Below are 15,272 nucleotides of genomic sequence, written 5' to 3'. Positions count from 1 at the left end.
AGGAATGAAAGTAACGCTGCCCGAATACAGCCGTGCAGGCGTCATGGTAGTTGGTGATGTGATGCTGGATCGCTACTGGTATGGCCCAACCAGCCGTATTTCCCCGGAAGCCCCGGTGCCGGTGGTAAAAGTGGACACCATCGAAGAGCGCCCCGGCGGCGCGGCTAACGTGGCGATGAACATTGCTTCACTGGGTGCGGCTTCTCGCCTGGTTGGCCTGACCGGTATCGACGACGCGGCTCGTGCGCTCAGCCAGAGCCTGGCCGGCGTAAACGTGAAGTGTGACTTCGTTTCCGTTCCGACCCACCCGACCATTACCAAACTGCGCGTGCTTTCGCGCAACCAGCAGCTGATCCGCCTCGACTTCGAAGAAGGTTTTGAGGGCGTAGATCCTGAACCGCTGCACGAACGTATTAGCCAGGCGCTGCCGCATATTGGTGCCCTGGTGCTCTCTGACTACGCTAAAGGCGCGCTGGCTAGCGTGCAGCAGATGATTCGCCTGGCGCGTGAAGCTAAAGTGCCGGTGCTAATCGACCCGAAAGGCAGTGACTTTGAGCGCTACCGCGGCGCGACGCTGCTGACGCCGAACTTGTCCGAGTTTGAGGCGGTTGTCGGCAAGTGCAAAACCGAGGCCGAGCTGGTGGATCGCGGCATGAAGCTGATTGCCGACTTCGAGCTTTCTGCGCTGCTGGTGACTCGCTCCGAGCAGGGCATGACGCTGCTTCAACCCGGTATTGAGCCGTTCCACCTGCCGACCCAGGCGCAGGAGGTTTACGACGTGACCGGTGCCGGTGATACGGTGATTGGCGTGCTGGCGGCCACGCTTGCGGCGGGCAATTCTCTGGAAGAAGCTTGTTACTTTGCCAATGCGGCGGCGGGCGTTGTAGTCGGCAAGCTCGGGACTTCTACCGTTTCTCCGGTTGAGCTGGAGAACGCGGTGCGCGGTCGTTCAGAAACCGGCTTTGGCGTGATGACCGAGGCCGAATTGAAAGTGGCTGTTGCGGCAGCACGCAAGCGCGGCGAGCGCGTGGTGATGACCAACGGCGTGTTCGACATTCTGCACGCGGGCCACGTTTCCTACCTCGCCAATGCCCGCAAGCTGGGCGATCGCCTGATTGTGGCGGTGAACAGCGATGCTTCTACTAAACGCCTGAAAGGTGAAACCCGCCCGGTTAACCCGCAGGATCAGCGTATGATCGTGCTGGCGGCGCTGGAAGCGGTGGACTGGGTGGTGCTGTTCGAAGAAGACACTCCGCAGCGCCTGATTGGCGAGATCCTGCCGGATCGCCTGGTAAAGGGCGGTGACTACAAGCCTGAGCAGATTGCCGGGAGCAAAGAGGTCTGGGCCAACGGCGGTGAAGTGATGGTGCTGAACTTCGAAGACGGTTGCTCCACCACCAATATCATCAAGAAGATCCAGAACAACGGCTGATCCAGCCGGTAGAAAAAAGCCCTCGAAAGAGGGCTTTGTTGTTTCTAGTGCTTCACCAGCGTCGCGAAGTAATAAACCAGAGGAATAGCCAGCAGATACAGCCCCACCGGAATTTCACGCCATTTACCCGCAATCACTTTGATTACCACATAGAACAGCAGGCCGCCTGCGATACCGGTCCCGAAGCTGTTGGCGATGAGCGTTATCATTACCATCATCAGCACCGGCAGGCCGTCGGTAAAATTCCCCAGATCCACTTTACGCAGCCCGCTGAACATATTCAGGCCGATAAGGATCAGCGCAGGCGCGGTGGCTTCTTTTGGGATCATCAGCGCAACCGGCGTGAACAGCAGCATCAGCAGAAACATAACCGCAGCGGCCAGTGCCGTAAGGCCCGTTTTGCCGCCCGCTTCGGCAGCGGCTGAAGACTCGATCAGCGCCGTTGCCGCAGGAATGCCGACCCACGGGCCAAGCGCGGCGGCGATGGAGTCCACCATAAACGGACGGTTGATGTGCTGCATATTGCCGTGCTCGTCCAGCAGACCTGCTTCGCCGCCTACTGCCAGCGTAGTGCCCATGGTGGAGAAAAACTCCGAGGCAAAGAAGACAAACAGGAACGGCAGGAAGGCGATGTTCAGCGCGCCCAGCATATCAACATGGCCCAGCACCGGAGCCAGAGAATGCGGCATGGCGATAAAGCTTTGCGGCAGGTGGGTGACGCCAAATGGAATGCCGACCAGCGTAGCAAACAGAATGGCCCACAGAATGGCGCCCGGTACGCGGCGAGCCTGAAGCGCAATCGCCAGGAACAGCCCGCACAGAGCAACCAGCGCGCCGGGTGCGGTAAAGTCACCCATTGCCAGAGCATTGGTTTTGGCGTTAGCCAGCACCAGCCCGGCATTGCGGAAGCCAAGGATGGCGACGAACAGGCCAATGGACGCCGTGAGGCCGAGCTTTATCGACTGCGGCACCGAGCGGGTGACGACTTCACGCAGGCCCAGGCGAGTCAGAGCGAAGAACAAAATACCCGACCAGCAGGCGATACCTAGCCCAATCTGCCAGCCAATATGTTCGCTGCCCGCAAGCGTTACGCCCACCAGCACCGAACCGCCGATCCCCGGCCCGACGATAAACGGCAGGTTGCCATAAAATGCCATTAGCAGCGTGCCGAGCACGAACACGATAATCGTGCCGGTGGTGGCCGCGCCTTTGTCCATCCCGCCAACGGCCAGCAGGCCAGGAATGACTACCAGCAGGTAGGCGGCGGCGAGAAAACCGGTGACGCCTGCGAGGCATTCGGTTTTAACTTTAGTCTGGCGACCGCGGAGCTGGAACCGCCGCTCCAGCCAGCTTTCGCCGGCTGCCTGTGACACTGAATTTTCGGCCATTATTTGGCTCTCCTGGACTAGTGTGTTGTGTGTGTGTCTGCCGGATATTCATGGCATTCAATAAGCGGGTCGACGATTTGACGCGTACTGCCGTCGGTCAGCCCGAGATCTGTCAGGTGCGGCCCGGCGTTGCAGGCGAGGCAGGTGCCTTCAATTGCCTTGAAAACGCGGTACGGCGGTTCCCAGTCGGCAACTTTATTGCTCAGCTCGCGTAGCTGTGCAAACTGCTGCGCCAGCTCGCTGGCCGGGAGATCGGAAAGCATCCCGGCGATGGGCATTTCAACTTTCGCCAGCATTTTGCCATTCTGGCTTAGCGCCATGCCGCCGCCGCAGGCGATAAGCTGATTGGCCGCCAGCGCCATATCCTGCGGGTTGCGGCCCAGCACGACGAGGTTGTGGGAGTCATGCGAGTAGGTGGTGGCAATCGCGCCTCTGAGTTCCCCCCAGCCTTCGAGTAGCGCCAGCTGTGGCTTCGCTTCGTGACGGCCATGGCGGTGCTGAACCCAAATCAGGCTAAAGCCTTCCGGGAGCTGAACTTCGCCGCCGCGGACCTCAACCTCGACTTCGCTCCACTGGGTAAAACGAGCCCCTTTTATGTGACGCAGGCGAGCGCGACCATTGTTTACCGGCACTTTCAGCACAAAATCATTTGGGCTAAGCGACTGTAAACGCACGGTATCACGAGGTGGAACAATGGACGGTGCGGTAACGGGTTCGAGCATTTTGCCCCGTTCGGCCATTAGCTTACCGGCAACGAAGACCGTGCGGGCGCTGAGTTTCTCCAGCGAATCAAACACTACCAGGTCGGCGGTGCGGCCTGCGGCAATCAGCCCGAGATCGGGGCGCTGTAAACGCAGAGAGGCGTTCAGCGTGGCGAGGCGCAGGGCGTCCGTCGCTTTCATGCCGTGCTCAATCAGCAGGTTCAGCAGGGCGACAATACCGCCTCTTTCCAGCAGCATGTCCGGCGGCACGTCGTCGGTGCAGACCGTAACCTGAGATGACAGGTGCGGTAACCCGTTGAGCGCTTCAACAATTTCCGGCAGCAGGTAAGGATGAGAGCCGCGAATTTCCAGCGTCAGGCCGGCACGCAGTTTTTCCAGCGCGTCCGCGGCGGAAGTGAGTTCGTGGTCGGAAGTGACGCCTGCGGCAAGATAAGCCTGCAAACCCGTACCGCTAAGACCGCGAGCGTGCCCTTCGATAAGCTTGCCGCTGTTTAGCCCGGCGTTGAGGATCTCCAGCATTCTTTCGCTGCCGTTGAGTACGCCGTGCATGTCCATGACTTCGGCCACGCCCGCCACCTCAGGCCAGGAGAGCAGGGTTTCCATCTCTTTCCCGGCGAAATCCGCACCGGACATCTCAAGCCCCGGCGTGGAAGGCACGCTGGAAGGCGCGGCGCAAATCACGCGCAGCGGCAGGTTACGGCTGGCGTCAACGGCGTAGCGCACGCCTTCAATACCGAGCACGTTTGCCAACTCGTGCGGGTCCCAGAAAATGGTGGTGGTCCCCTGCGCGACGACGATTTCGGCGTAACGTGCGGGCGGCAGGTGCGAGCTTTCGACGTGGACGTGAGTGTCCATCAGGCCCGGGCTAAGATAGCTTCCGGCAAGATCGTGAATTTTTACGGCATCTTCGCGGCTTCCGCGCGGATGCACGCTGGCGATAAGCGTGCCGACAATGCCGACATCGGCCTGGCGGATTTCGCCGGTTGCCATATCGATAAGCTGGCCGTTGGTCAGCAGCAGGTCGAAGGGAACTTCACCGAGGGCGGCTTTTACCGCGCGGCGGCGTAAATCAGCAGGTGTCATGGCTGGGGTCCAAAAAATGTGCTCTGGCGGCTACTCTAGGCAGGTGCGTGAACTTTGCCCAGATGATTTAATTTATCAGCCGATAAGAAACGTTTATCCTGTCGCAAACGTTTACCTGGTAACCCTGATACTCCAATGGCTGAACCCTGGCAGCGCCTTCCCGCTCTCTCGTTAAAACAGATCCAGTATTTTGTGACGCTGGCGAAACTTCGTCATTTTACCGATACCGCCAGCAGGCTGGCTATCAGTCAGCCCGCGCTAAGCAGCGCATTACGACAAATTGAGTCGGTGCTGGGAGGCAAGCTGGTTAACCGCACCGCTTCTGCCGTAACGTTGACGGAGCTGGGGGCTGCGCTGCTGCCCCACGCCGAGCGCGTGCTCAACGTTGCCCAGCGAGCCTTCGATGATATGCAGCGCATTGTGCAGGACGGCGGGGACGGCACGTTGCGTATCGGTCTGGTGCCGTCCGTTGGCAGCCTGCTGTTTCCTCATATCCCGCAACTGCTGGCCGACGCTTTTCCTCGCCTGCGGGTGGAGTTTCACGATCGCACCAATGATGCGCTGATAGCCCAGCTGGAAAACGGCCAGCTCGACTTCGGGTTTGGCGGACTGGACAGTTCGGTGCCCGCCACGCTTGAGATCAATCCGTTACAAGAAGATCCCTTCGTAGCGGTAGTCAATCGTCACGATCCTCTGGCAGAATCCAGCCATGCTCCGTGGCGTAGCCTGGTCAAACGGGATATTGCGGTGTTTTCAAAAGGAAACATCAGCCGGCTGGTGGCGGCGATGGCGGAAAGCCAGCGCCTGAAGCTTAACACCCGCTATCAGGTTGATTTTATTGAAACACTTTACGGGCTGGTGCGCTCGCAGCTGGCGGTAGCAATCCTGCCGCAGCTTTACACGACCTATTTGCAGGACCCGGAGCTGAAGGTTATCCACCTGCAGCAACCTTCCCTGAGCCGCACCGTGGCGCTGATGCGCAGTACCGAGCCGTTTGCGCCGCAGATTGAAGCCTGCTTCCAACTGATTGTCCGAGTATTACAACAACGAAAAATGCCCTGATTTAACAAGGAAAACCCGAGATGAAGAAGATCCTGCGTGTGGTGGTTGTGCTGCTGATTTTACTGGTAGCCGCCGTCGCCATTCGCCTGTGGCTTTTGCACCGCCATAGCGATGCGCTGTGGAACATCATTAGCCAGCAGTGCATACCGAACCAGCAGCAGCACAATTCGCCGGCGCCGTGCCTGAAGGTTGAATTACAGCAGCGCTACCTGGTGTTCAAAGATGCGAAAGGCCCGCTCCATACTTTGCTGATGCCAACCGATAAAATTACCGGCATTGAAAGCCCGAAGATTCTGGAAAACGGGGCGCCGAACTACTTCCAGGATGCGTGGGATAACCGCCATTATCTGCTGGATGAAACCACTAAGCCGGTGAAGGATGACGATTTAGTGCTGGCGATTAACTCTCGCTACGGGCGTTCTCAGAACCAGCTGCATATTCATCTTTCATGCCTGCGACCCGAGGTTTATCAGTCGATTAACCAGCTTGCGGATAAAGTTACCGACCAATGGCAGCCGTTTGGCGAGGAGATCCTTGGCCATAAATATCTGGCGATAAAAGTTTCTGCTCACGCAAACCCGTTTAGCGTCCTGGCGGCTTATGTGAAGGCTCAGGGCGATGAAATGGAAAACTTTGGTCTGGCGCGGGTAGTGACCGCGAAAGGCGATGTGATGTTGTTAGCCAATCCTCGCCAGCTGCTGGGCGGTAACCAGGGGTCCGCTGAAGAGATGCTGGACTACAGCTGTTCTTTGGCTCAGTAATTACCGTAGCCCGCATTATGCGGGCTTATCTTCGGCAATCAGGCTACGGCTTTTACGATGCTGGAAAGAGGATATCCGGTTGCAGATGCGAGAATTCTGATACTTTTGAAAGAGGGATTACCCGTTGGAGAAAGTGTTTTATACAGCGACTCTCTCGAAACTCCGGCCCGTTTTGCCACCGCGGACATACCGCCACTGGCTTCAATAACGTGGCGCAGTGCCATCATAAAAGCTTCGTAGCCGCCTTCCTCATCAATTTCTATCAGCGCCTGGTGCAAATAGACTTGAGCAAAGGCCGGATCGTCCTTGATTAGCTGCACCATCGCATCATCATGTAATACCGACTTAGCCATATTATTTCCTCTCTTTGTAATCTTTCAGATAGCGTATTGATTTCTCAATATCCTGATTTTGCTTCTTTTTGGTACCGCCGAGCAGCAGCAAAACAATATCGCCGGTAAAGGAGCCAGGAACCGGCGAGTAATAAACACGGTAGCCCGGACCCCGATCAATTCTTAATTCCGATACGCCTTCCCTGCATGGCTTACAGTCTCCATAGTTCCCTGCACCCATCCTGGCGACACGAACAGCAATCATTGCTTTTGCTATCGGGTCTTTGACGTCCATTAAAAAAGCATTGAAAGGATCCCGGCCATCCTGCGTCAGGTAGTGACGAAGTATTGGCATGGGTAATTGTAGCCTGTAGTTATCAATGATACATCAAGACTGTATCCTGTGGGGTACGATCTGACAAAGGCAAAACGGGGATTCTGAGAGGTAGGCGGTAAGTTAAATTCCCGAAGGTGTAGTGCCTTCGGGCAAGATACGATCAGGACAGGTAATTCATACCCTGTTTCAGCACCAGGTCGCAGGCTTTGGTTTTCACCTTTTCAGCCAGAGGCGAGTTGCCGATAGTGTTCAGGTCAAGCTTCTGGCCGTTAGCGGTATTCAGCAGCCCCATCAGGCCCTGGTTGTAATCCTGCTTATCCGCGGGCTTGGTGCTGTTCTCCAGGCCAAGTTTGGTCATCAGCTGATTTTTGATATTTTCCGTATTGGTGACGGAAGCAAGCTTGTTCTTCGCACAATATTCCATCACGCCTGCGGCGTTGGTCATGGTGCTGGAGGTGAGCGATTTACCGTTGCCGTTAAGCAGGCTGGTCAGGGAAGAGAGAGAAAGGCCGCCGTTCTGAGCGCCTGCGCCGGTGGTGGTTGAGCCGCTTTTGCTCAGCTCGTTTGCCGCGCTTGAAAGCTGATCCTGCCAGCTTGCCGCACTTGCCTGGCCCGCAAAAAAGGCCGTTGCCAGCGCCATTGCGCAGAGAGTTTTAATGCTTACTTTCATCTGTTGATACTCGCTTTGTTTACCTGCCGGGCAGGAGAATTCAGCGCTGAGTATAACGCTTTGCCGGGAAAGAGGGGGATTGAGAGTTTTCCTAAACGGCGGGCATGAGAGTAAAAAGCCGGGTTTCCCCGGCTTGCGACATCAGTTGATGATATTCAGTGTGACGTCGATGTTGCCGCGAGTGGCGTTGGAATACGGGCAAACGATGTGCGCCGCATCGACCAGTTTTTTCGCTTCAGCAGCGTCCATTCCCGGCAGGTGGATGTTCAGTTTAGCTTCGATGCCGAAGCCGGTAGGCAGCGGCCCAATACCCACTTCACCTTCGATAAAGGCTTCAGCAGGCATGGAGATTTTGTCGCGGCCGGAAACAAACTTCATCGCGCCCAGGAAGCAGGCCGAGTAGCCAGCGGCGAACAGCTGTTCCGGGTTAGTCACTTCACCACCGGCACCGCCCATCTCTTTTGGCAGGCCCAGTTTGACGTCCAGAACGCCGTCAGAAGAGGTTGCACGACCTTCACGGCCGCCGGTTGCTTTTGCTTTTGCGGTATAAACGACTTTTTCTAAAGACATGGCAGGTTCCTCATCTTACTTTGTGTTTGCGCTATAAAATAGCACGCGATTTATATGGTTTTTTAAAAATCGCCGGCAGTGCCGACGGGTGTTAATTAGATATTCAGGTTGCCGCGCAGCGTTTCCAGCTGATCCTTAAGCGCCAGCATGCTGTCTACGCTACAGGCCGAAGCACAGAGTACCGACTCAGGAATGCTGTGAGCTTTTTCCTGCAGCGCTTTGCCTTCACCGGTCAGGGTAACGACGACCTGACGTTCGTCTTCACGGGAGCGCTGACGCAGCAGCAGACCCGCGCTTTCAAGACGCTTTAACAGCGGCGTTAAGGTGGCGGAGTCTAAAAAAAGACGCTCGCCGATTTGCGACACCGTGACATCGTCCCGCTCCCACAGCACCAGCATCACCAGATATTGCGGATAGGTGAGCTGCAGCGGCGCAAGCAGCTGGCGGTAGAGTTTATTAACCGCCAGATTGGCGGAATAGAGCGCGAAGCAAAGCTGGTTGTCCAGCAGCAGCGCGTTCGTTTCGGTCGATGTCTTGTTCATGGATTTGAATATAGATAGTGTGCGATTAAATAGCAAATAATTTTACGTGAATTTTGTCTGACGCCGCGTTTGGGCTAGACCCTGGGTTTTTTACGGTACAGCCACAGCCCCGGTAGAGAAAGGCCAATCGACAACGCGCCCACGATAAATGAGGCCTTCAGGAAGTTTGTCACCAGCTGGATCATCATCGGTTCGGTGTAGCCGAAGTGGGTCAACTTTACCGCAGAGATCATCGCCGTATAGGCATAGATCCCCGGAAACATTGGGATTACTGCCGCAACGGTAAACACTTTGGGATGAGCCAGATACCAGCGCGACCACTGGATTCCGATAATGCCGACCAGGATTGAGGCCAAAAAAGTGCTCCATTCAATATTCAGGCCTGCGGTCATCATCGCCATTCGCGAGCCGTGACCGACGGCACCGAGCAGGGCGCAGTACGGCAGCGCTCGCTGTGGAACGTTAAAGACCAGCGCAAAACCTACCGCCGGAATAGCCGACAGCGCCATATCCTGCATCAGTGCCAGAACAAACTCGATTATGCCCATCCCCGAAGCCCCCATACCGACATCGCCATCACCACGCCAATACAGGTGGCGAGGGTTAGCAGGCTGGCCATGGCCCAGCGCGCCAGGCCGGTGTTGACGTGGCCTTTGAACATATCGGCAACGGCATTAATCAGCGGGAACCCCGGCACCAGCAGCAGCACGCTCGCCGCCATGGCGATATTTGAGGTGCTGGCAAACGGGCCTTTGGCGATTAATAGCCCGGAGACGCTGGTGGCAACGAAGGCGGTGAGGCAAAAATTAATTTGAGGATGCATCTGCCGATGGGTCAGGAGCTGGCGCACGTACATCGCCAGAGAGCTGGCAATAAAGGCCACCAATGACCCATCCCAGCCGCCGTTGTTGAGTTTACAGAAGCAGCCGCAGGAGAGGCCGACCATCAGCACGACCAGCCAGCGTGGGTAACGAAGCGGCTTGATATGTTCGAAACGTTTGAGCACGTCTCTGGCATCGATAAGCCGGTGTTCAGCGAGGATAACGATGTGCTGAATTTCGGTAACCATATGCATATTGATCCCGCGGTCGACATTTTTGCGGGTGGTGGTCAGGCACTGATTATCTTTAATGGTGCTCAGCACAATGGCGTTGGCGGAGATTGAGCTTTCTACGCTGTCCATACCGAGCGCTTTTCCAAGCCGGGTGGAAAGCTCCTCAACCAGCGCGCTCTCAGCCCCGTGTTGCAGCAAAAAGAGCGCACATTGAATGCATAAACGGGTGACACCACGCTGTGAGGCAACATCGGTCTGCATGCTTATCCCGAAAAAAGAGAGTGAACAAAGGGTAACGTTCACTTATTAAACATGAGCGCTTCACTCTCTTAAGCGTGCCAGATCAACCTTTGAGCAACTAGTCCGGTCGCGTGACCTTTGGATGGCGTCCTTTAGCCACGCTTCAAATAACCCTCACTGGCAGACATCGACCCACTTGGCCTGAGTTAAGTCGGCCATTCTCTCGGGTGAGATTCGCACCGCGCTGTGGATAGCGCCTGCGGCCGGGAGTACTTCCTGGTACTGGCGGAGCGAAATATCGCAGTAGACAGCCAGCGGATTTTCCAGCCCGAAAGGGCAAACGCCGCCGACCGGATGCCCGGTCCAGTTCACCACCTCATCGCTGCTCAACATACGCGCTTTAGCGCCGAATGTTTCCTTAAGCTTTTTATTATCCAGGCGGGCATCGCCCTTCGCGACAATCAGTATGATGTCGTTTTTAACCTTGAGCGACAGGGTCTTGGCGATTTGCCCGGCTTCAACATTATGGGCGGCGGCGGCAAGTGCGACGGTAGCGGTGCTTTGATTTAGTTCGATAATATTAATATCGGGGGCATGGTCGGCGAAGAATTGCCGCACGGACTGCAAACTCATGATTTTCTCCTGATCCAGGTGGCAAATAATTTCGCATAAGCTTGTACTTTCTGTAAACCGCTTATACTTATCTCACACCCTCCTTGTCAGAAATTTCTGGATCTCCTTCACAATCACTGAAACCGGTTGCAGTAACCGGTTGCAGTAATGATTGGCGCGAGGAATACTGATTTCGTAACCCCCCTGTACCTAATAATTAGAGTCGTCTATGAAACGTATCCTCTTATGCTGTGCCGCTGGTATGTCTACCAGTATGGTCGTGAACAGGATGAAACAAGCCGCCATGGAGCAACGGATTGACGTTGAGATAAAAGCGGTGGGTATCGAAGAGTTCACGGATGTTATGCCTGAATTTGATTGCTGTTTACTCGGTCCGCAGATCAAATATCGTCTGGAAGATTTTAAGGCTCAGGCCGCTCCCAAACGTATCCCGGTCACGGTCATTAACTCTATGGATTACGGAATGATGCGCGGCGACAGAATTCTCGCCGATGCACTCGCGTTGATAGCCTGACAGGAGAGCCACCATGTCTTCCAACCATGCTGCATTTAATTTAATTTTTCGTTTTGTTGAAAACTACGTTAGCCCGGTCGCTGGCCGCATTTCTTCCCAGCGCCACGTGATGGCTATCCGCGACGGTTTCATTTCGGCGATGCCGTTTATGATTGTCGGCTCGTTCCTGCTGGTGTTCGCTTACCCGCCGTTCTCTCCAACCACTACGTGGGGGTTTGCCCGCGCATGGCTGGATCTGGCGAAGCAGTTTGAAGGCCAGATCCTGACGCCGTTTGATATGACGATGGGCATCATGTCTATCTATATTTGCGCGGCCATTGCCTACAACCTCGGCAAGCATTATGTGAAGTCTCACGGTCTCGACCCGTTTATGTGCGCCATGCTGTCCCTGATGGCTTTCCTGGTGGTGGCTGCGCCGAAAACTAAAGGCACGCTGCCGGTGGATAGCCTGGGTGGAACCGGGATTTTCACCGCCATTCTGGTGGCAATTTACTGCGTAGAGATGATGCGCTTCCTGAAGGCACACAACATCGGTATTAAACTGCCGGACCAGGTGCCGCCGATGATCAAAAACTCCTTTGACCTGCTGATCCCGGTGCTGGTTGTCGTGCTCACGCTGTATCCGCTGAGCCTGTTTATTCAGTCTCAGTTCGATATGCTGATCCCTCAGGCTATTATGGCGCTGTTCAAACCTCTGGTTTCCGCCGCGGACTCGCTGCCTGCGATTTTACTGGCGGTGTTGATTGCTCACCTGCTTTGGTTCGCTGGCATCCACGGAGCGGCTATCGTTTCCGGCATGCTGCAAATGTTCTGGCTGACCAACCTCGGCCTGAACCAGGGCGCGCTGGCCGCCGGTGCGCCGCTGCCGCACATTTTCATGGAGGCCTTCTGGACCTTCTTTATCGTAGTTGGCGGTTCCGGCGCGACGATGGGGCTGGTTATTTGCTACCTGCGCAGCAAATCGGCCCACCTGCGTTCTATCGGCCGTCTGAGCATTGTTCCGACCTGCTTTAACATTAACGAACCGGTTATCTTCGGGACGCCTATCGTGATGAACCCGGTGTTCTTCATTCCGTTCCTGCTGGCGCCGATGGTTAACGCCGTGCTGGCGTGGGGAGCGATGAAGCTTGACCTGATTGGCCGCGTGATTTCCGTCGTGCCGTGGACTGCACCGGCTCCAATTGGCGCAGCCTGGGCGCTGGGCTGGGACTTCCGCGCTGCGATTCTGGTTATTCTGCTGGCCTGCGTGTCGTCCATCATCTACTTCCCGTTCTTCAAAGTGTATGAGAAGCAGCTGCTGGAGCAGGAAAAAGAAGAAGCACAAAGAGCGAGCGAGGAAGGAAACCAACAGCTGGCTTAATCGATAAAACAGAGTCAAAACGGCGGGGAAACCCGCCGTTTTCTATTTTAAGGTACAGTCGCCGCAGCTTTGTACATCGGGCAGCTTGTAGCGCTGGCAACAGGTGCGGCGAACCAGAACCCCTTCGCGCGGGATTACCGTGCGGTATAACGGGTTATCCAGGCCGCAGGAGAGCTGTTTTTCAAAAAAGCAGGCGTTAACCAGCAGGGCGTGAGTTTCATCCTTGAGGAGCGGCTTGAGTTCTCCTAAGAACCAGTTCACCAGATAGCCTGTGTTACTCCAGATAAGCTTACCGTTGATATCGCCGCTGGCTTCCAGCGCATCCACAACCGGGATTAAAACATCGGCGATTAGTTTTTCCACGCGCTGGCGCGGAGCAAGGGAGCTTAGCTGCACATCTTCTTCAGCGTTTATCCAGAAACTTGCGGCGCGGCCCGTTTCATGGAAATCGACGTATATCCGTTCCGGGGCCAGGCTGAGCGCTTTGCGCTGGGCCAGGAGCGCCATCATCAGCGGCGGCACCAGCAGGCCAATATACCACTGCGCCCAGAGCGATTTCAGCGGCTTATGTTCACGCGATTGATGCGGCTGATTGCGGTAGATATGGTCGCCATAGGCTGCTATCAGAGAAGCCAGTATCGCCGGTTGACGCCATCGGCTCAGCGGCATGGCACTGGCCGGAGCAGGTTCATTTAGCTTAACGATGTCGTTGAAGTAAGAACGATGGGTGGCGAAATAGTCGCGCAAAGCTTCCGCCAGCGGTGGGGGCGCCGGAGGCCACGGGAGAATAAAACACCCGCCGTCATCGCTAAGCTGAAGGGATTGAAGCGCCATGTTCTCGTCAGAAGCCAATCTAAATGATAATGATTAGCAATCCTAACCATGGGGCAAATCATTGGCAAGATGATTTCGCTGCTGTTGCTTCAATCGCCGGGTTCAGGCTCAGATTATTTCGCGGCGAACTTGTATGCCGTTTTGCCGTCAGGGAAGAAAGAGTAGGTGACATACATCGGAATCGCGCGGCCGCAGGCATCAAAATTCCACGCTTCCCTGGCTGAGCCCGAGATAAGCGCGGTTCCGGCAGCGTTGGTACGAATATCATCAGATTTACTGACCAGCGCTACGCTAACGGATTTGGGCTTTTCCCGGCAGCCGCTGGTGATGGGCAGCATGGGGATGAGATGTTGTAAAACGTAAGCCGGATCGCTGGTGAGCGGCTGGCCTTTTACCTGGAGTTTGCCGGGGCTGCTGGTGGAGCAGGCGGTGAGCAGAAGAGCGGGAAGAACGATAGCCGCAGGCAAAATTTTATTCATTGTTATTCCTCAGAGATACGGTGTATTGCCGCTGGCGGCATATTGTTATTGTTTGAAATATGAACAATAAGCCGCCGGGATGCAACCCCGCAATCTCTGAGGAAAGCGGTTAACTCACGCTTGCCATTTGGCTGGTGAGAATACTGTTGCGTCCCTGGTTTTTGGCCTGATAGAGCGCTTTGTCCGCCAGGCTCAGGGCGTTTTCGATATCCTCGTCCGGCAGTGGCGCAAGGCCAATGCTCACGGTCACGTTGGTGGCGACTTCGTTATTGAACATGTGGGGAATATCGAGATCGTTAACGCGCTGGCGGATCCTCTCCGCGGCCTGGAGCGCCCGCTCGCCGTCAATATGGGTCAACATCACCATAAATTCTTCGCCGCCGTAGCGGGTAACGATGTCCCTCGAACGTACCGCATCGCGAATAGCGGCCGAAACGCGGATCAAAGCCTGATCGCCCATCGCGTGGCCGTAATGATCGTTGTAGGACTTGAAGTAGTCGATATCCAGCAGCAACACATAATGGTTGCCGGGGCCGGAAGCCCGAAGGTGTTCCAGCCGGTTCTGGAAACCACGGCGGTTGTACAGGCCGGTTAACGGGTCGAGCATACTGAGGCCGTTGAGCGTCTCTTTTTCTTCCACCAGCTTATTCATCAGACGCTGCGTGAAGCGGTCGTTACGCTTTTGAATAATATGCTGAATGGTAATGCCGATAGCCGGTAGGGCGATGGAGTAAAGCACCCGCAGCCAGTGATCGACGCTGTCCAGCCACAGCACCGTCAGCGCGACCGGCAGGCTATGCAGCAGAAAGGCGACGATGTTGTTGATAAAGGAAATAGCGCCGATAAACAGCACCGACATCAGGCTTATCACCAGGAATGAGGCATCAACATCGCCGAGAGCGTTGTTTTTAATGAATATATGCAACGCCCAGAGCAGGCCAATTAGCAACGAGACCATATTCAGGTTAATCAGCAGCTTTTTATTCAGCAACTGCCAGCCGAGCAGCGTCACGCTAAGCAGCAGGATAATCACCACCGGCGGCGTTACGCGCATTACCGGGTTCACCGGAAATAACATCGAGAAGGCTGCTGATATGGCATTGAGTAGCAAAAATAAACGTAATGAAAGCAGATGCTTTGCTTTGAGTAGTGCTCGCCAGGTCTGGGCTGTCATAGGGATGGTTATGTCTTGGGTAAGAACGTCTGGTGTTGTGTGTGTTGTCTAAAAAAAAGCGGGTAGTTTGCTTTTTTGGTAACTA

18 protein-coding genes are annotated in these 15,272 nt (G+C 55.6%); 5 read left to right on the top strand and 13 right to left on the bottom strand.

All coding sequences use genetic code 11. The features are described from left to right. Nucleotides 1-4: 4 nt before the first annotated feature. Nucleotides 5-1,432, top strand: a complete 1,428-nt coding sequence (gene hldE, locus ACG1VR_RS19950) for a bifunctional D-glycero-beta-D-manno-heptose-7-phosphate kinase/D-glycero-beta-D-manno-heptose 1-phosphate adenylyltransferase HldE (protein WP_395489630.1) — start codon at nucleotides 5-7, stop codon at nucleotides 1,430-1,432. A 44-nt stretch (nucleotides 1,433-1,476) separates the two neighbouring features. Here hldE and ACG1VR_RS19945 read toward each other — a convergent pair whose 3' ends face one another. Continuing rightward, nucleotides 1,477-2,820, bottom strand: coding sequence for an NCS2 family permease (locus tag ACG1VR_RS19945; RefSeq protein ID WP_016534758.1), 1,344 nt, complete (start codon nucleotides 2,818-2,820; stop codon nucleotides 1,477-1,479). Nucleotides 2,821-2,837: 17 nt separating this feature from the next. Beyond that, complete coding sequence (locus ACG1VR_RS19940) at nucleotides 2,838-4,625, bottom strand: adenine deaminase (RefSeq protein ID WP_395489629.1); 1,788 nt, start codon at nucleotides 4,623-4,625, stop codon at nucleotides 2,838-2,840. A gap of 135 nt (nucleotides 4,626-4,760) precedes the next feature. On the opposite strand from ACG1VR_RS19940, the gene ACG1VR_RS19935 reads away from it, so the two are divergent. Beyond that, nucleotides 4,761-5,687 carry a LysR family transcriptional regulator gene (locus ACG1VR_RS19935; RefSeq protein ID WP_395489628.1) on the top strand — a complete coding sequence of 309 codons (927 nt, stop codon included), beginning with the start codon at nucleotides 4,761-4,763 and terminating at the stop codon, nucleotides 5,685-5,687. A 20-nt stretch (nucleotides 5,688-5,707) separates the two neighbouring features. Next, complete coding sequence (locus ACG1VR_RS19930) at nucleotides 5,708-6,448, top strand: CDP-diacylglycerol diphosphatase (protein WP_395489627.1); 741 nt, start codon at nucleotides 5,708-5,710, stop codon at nucleotides 6,446-6,448. A gap of 38 nt (nucleotides 6,449-6,486) precedes the next feature. Here the strand turns inward: ACG1VR_RS19930 and ACG1VR_RS19925 are convergent, their stop codons facing one another. The 8 genes from ACG1VR_RS19925 to ACG1VR_RS19890 all read right to left on the bottom strand — a co-directional run bounded on the left by ACG1VR_RS19925 (nucleotide 6,487) and on the right by ACG1VR_RS19890 (nucleotide 10,826). Beyond that, nucleotides 6,487-6,801: a DNA-binding protein gene (locus ACG1VR_RS19925; RefSeq protein ID WP_016534762.1), complete on the bottom strand. Its 315-nt coding sequence runs from the start codon at nucleotides 6,799-6,801 to the stop codon at nucleotides 6,487-6,489. A gap of 1 nt (nucleotide 6,802) precedes the next feature. Then, nucleotides 6,803-7,135 (bottom strand): type II toxin-antitoxin system RelE/ParE family toxin, encoded by a 333-nt coding sequence (locus ACG1VR_RS19920; RefSeq protein WP_395489626.1) that lies wholly within the window; start codon nucleotides 7,133-7,135, stop codon nucleotides 6,803-6,805. A 142-nt stretch (nucleotides 7,136-7,277) separates the two neighbouring features. After that, nucleotides 7,278-7,787 carry a DUF2501 domain-containing protein gene (locus ACG1VR_RS19915; RefSeq protein ID WP_016534764.1) on the bottom strand — a complete coding sequence of 170 codons (510 nt, stop codon included), beginning with the start codon at nucleotides 7,785-7,787 and terminating at the stop codon, nucleotides 7,278-7,280. A 141-nt stretch (nucleotides 7,788-7,928) separates the two neighbouring features. Further along, entirely contained in the window at nucleotides 7,929-8,357 is a 429-nt protein-coding gene (locus tag ACG1VR_RS19910) for an organic hydroperoxide resistance protein (protein ID WP_016534765.1), read from the bottom strand. Between the two features lie 95 nt (nucleotides 8,358-8,452). After that, the gene (locus tag ACG1VR_RS19905; RefSeq protein WP_395489625.1) at nucleotides 8,453-8,899 is read right to left on the bottom strand and encodes a MarR family winged helix-turn-helix transcriptional regulator; all 447 of its coding nucleotides are present in this window, start codon (nucleotides 8,897-8,899) and stop codon (nucleotides 8,453-8,455) included. Between the two features lie 74 nt (nucleotides 8,900-8,973). After that, nucleotides 8,974-9,447, bottom strand: coding sequence for a threonine/serine exporter (locus ACG1VR_RS19900; protein ID WP_016534767.1), 474 nt, complete (start codon nucleotides 9,445-9,447; stop codon nucleotides 8,974-8,976). Beyond that, nucleotides 9,438-10,214 (bottom strand): threonine/serine exporter ThrE family protein, encoded by a 777-nt coding sequence (locus ACG1VR_RS19895; RefSeq protein WP_016534768.1) that lies wholly within the window; start codon nucleotides 10,212-10,214, stop codon nucleotides 9,438-9,440. Before ACG1VR_RS19895 ends, ACG1VR_RS19900 begins: the two co-directional genes overlap by 10 nt. Before the next feature lie 153 nt (nucleotides 10,215-10,367). Further along, entirely contained in the window at nucleotides 10,368-10,826 is a 459-nt protein-coding gene (locus ACG1VR_RS19890) for a YbaK/EbsC family protein (protein ID WP_016534769.1), read from the bottom strand. 208 nt (nucleotides 10,827-11,034) lie between these two features. Here ACG1VR_RS19890 and ACG1VR_RS19885 point away from each other — a divergent pair, with 208 nt between their 5' ends. After that, complete coding sequence (locus ACG1VR_RS19885) at nucleotides 11,035-11,340, top strand: PTS sugar transporter subunit IIB (RefSeq protein ID WP_039897876.1); 306 nt, start codon at nucleotides 11,035-11,037, stop codon at nucleotides 11,338-11,340. A 13-nt stretch (nucleotides 11,341-11,353) separates the two neighbouring features. After that, a complete protein-coding gene (locus ACG1VR_RS19880) occupies nucleotides 11,354-12,700 on the top strand; it encodes a PTS sugar transporter subunit IIC (RefSeq protein WP_039897877.1) in 1,347 nt (448 codons plus the stop codon). Between the two features lie 42 nt (nucleotides 12,701-12,742). Here ACG1VR_RS19880 and fhuF read toward each other — a convergent pair whose 3' ends face one another. The 3 genes from fhuF to ACG1VR_RS19865 all read right to left on the bottom strand — a co-directional run bounded on the left by fhuF (nucleotide 12,743) and on the right by ACG1VR_RS19865 (nucleotide 15,187). Continuing rightward, entirely contained in the window at nucleotides 12,743-13,534 is a 792-nt protein-coding gene (fhuF, locus tag ACG1VR_RS19875) for a siderophore-iron reductase FhuF (RefSeq protein WP_395489623.1), read from the bottom strand. Nucleotides 13,535-13,647: 113 nt separating this feature from the next. Beyond that, a complete protein-coding gene (locus tag ACG1VR_RS19870) occupies nucleotides 13,648-14,013 on the bottom strand; it encodes a hypothetical protein (protein ID WP_395489622.1) in 366 nt (121 codons plus the stop codon). Between the two features lie 109 nt (nucleotides 14,014-14,122). Further along, on the bottom strand, nucleotides 14,123-15,187 hold the full coding sequence (locus tag ACG1VR_RS19865; RefSeq protein ID WP_395489621.1) for a GGDEF domain-containing protein: 1,065 nt from the start codon (nucleotides 15,185-15,187) through the stop codon (nucleotides 14,123-14,125). Between the last annotated feature and the right edge of the window lie 85 nt (nucleotides 15,188-15,272).

This window comes from Cedecea davisae (genome assembly GCF_044095835.1).
Classification (GTDB): domain Bacteria; phylum Pseudomonadota; class Gammaproteobacteria; order Enterobacterales; family Enterobacteriaceae; genus Cedecea; species Cedecea davisae.
Note: the sequence above shows the minus strand (reverse complement) of the source record. Positions and strands in the feature narration are given on the sequence as shown.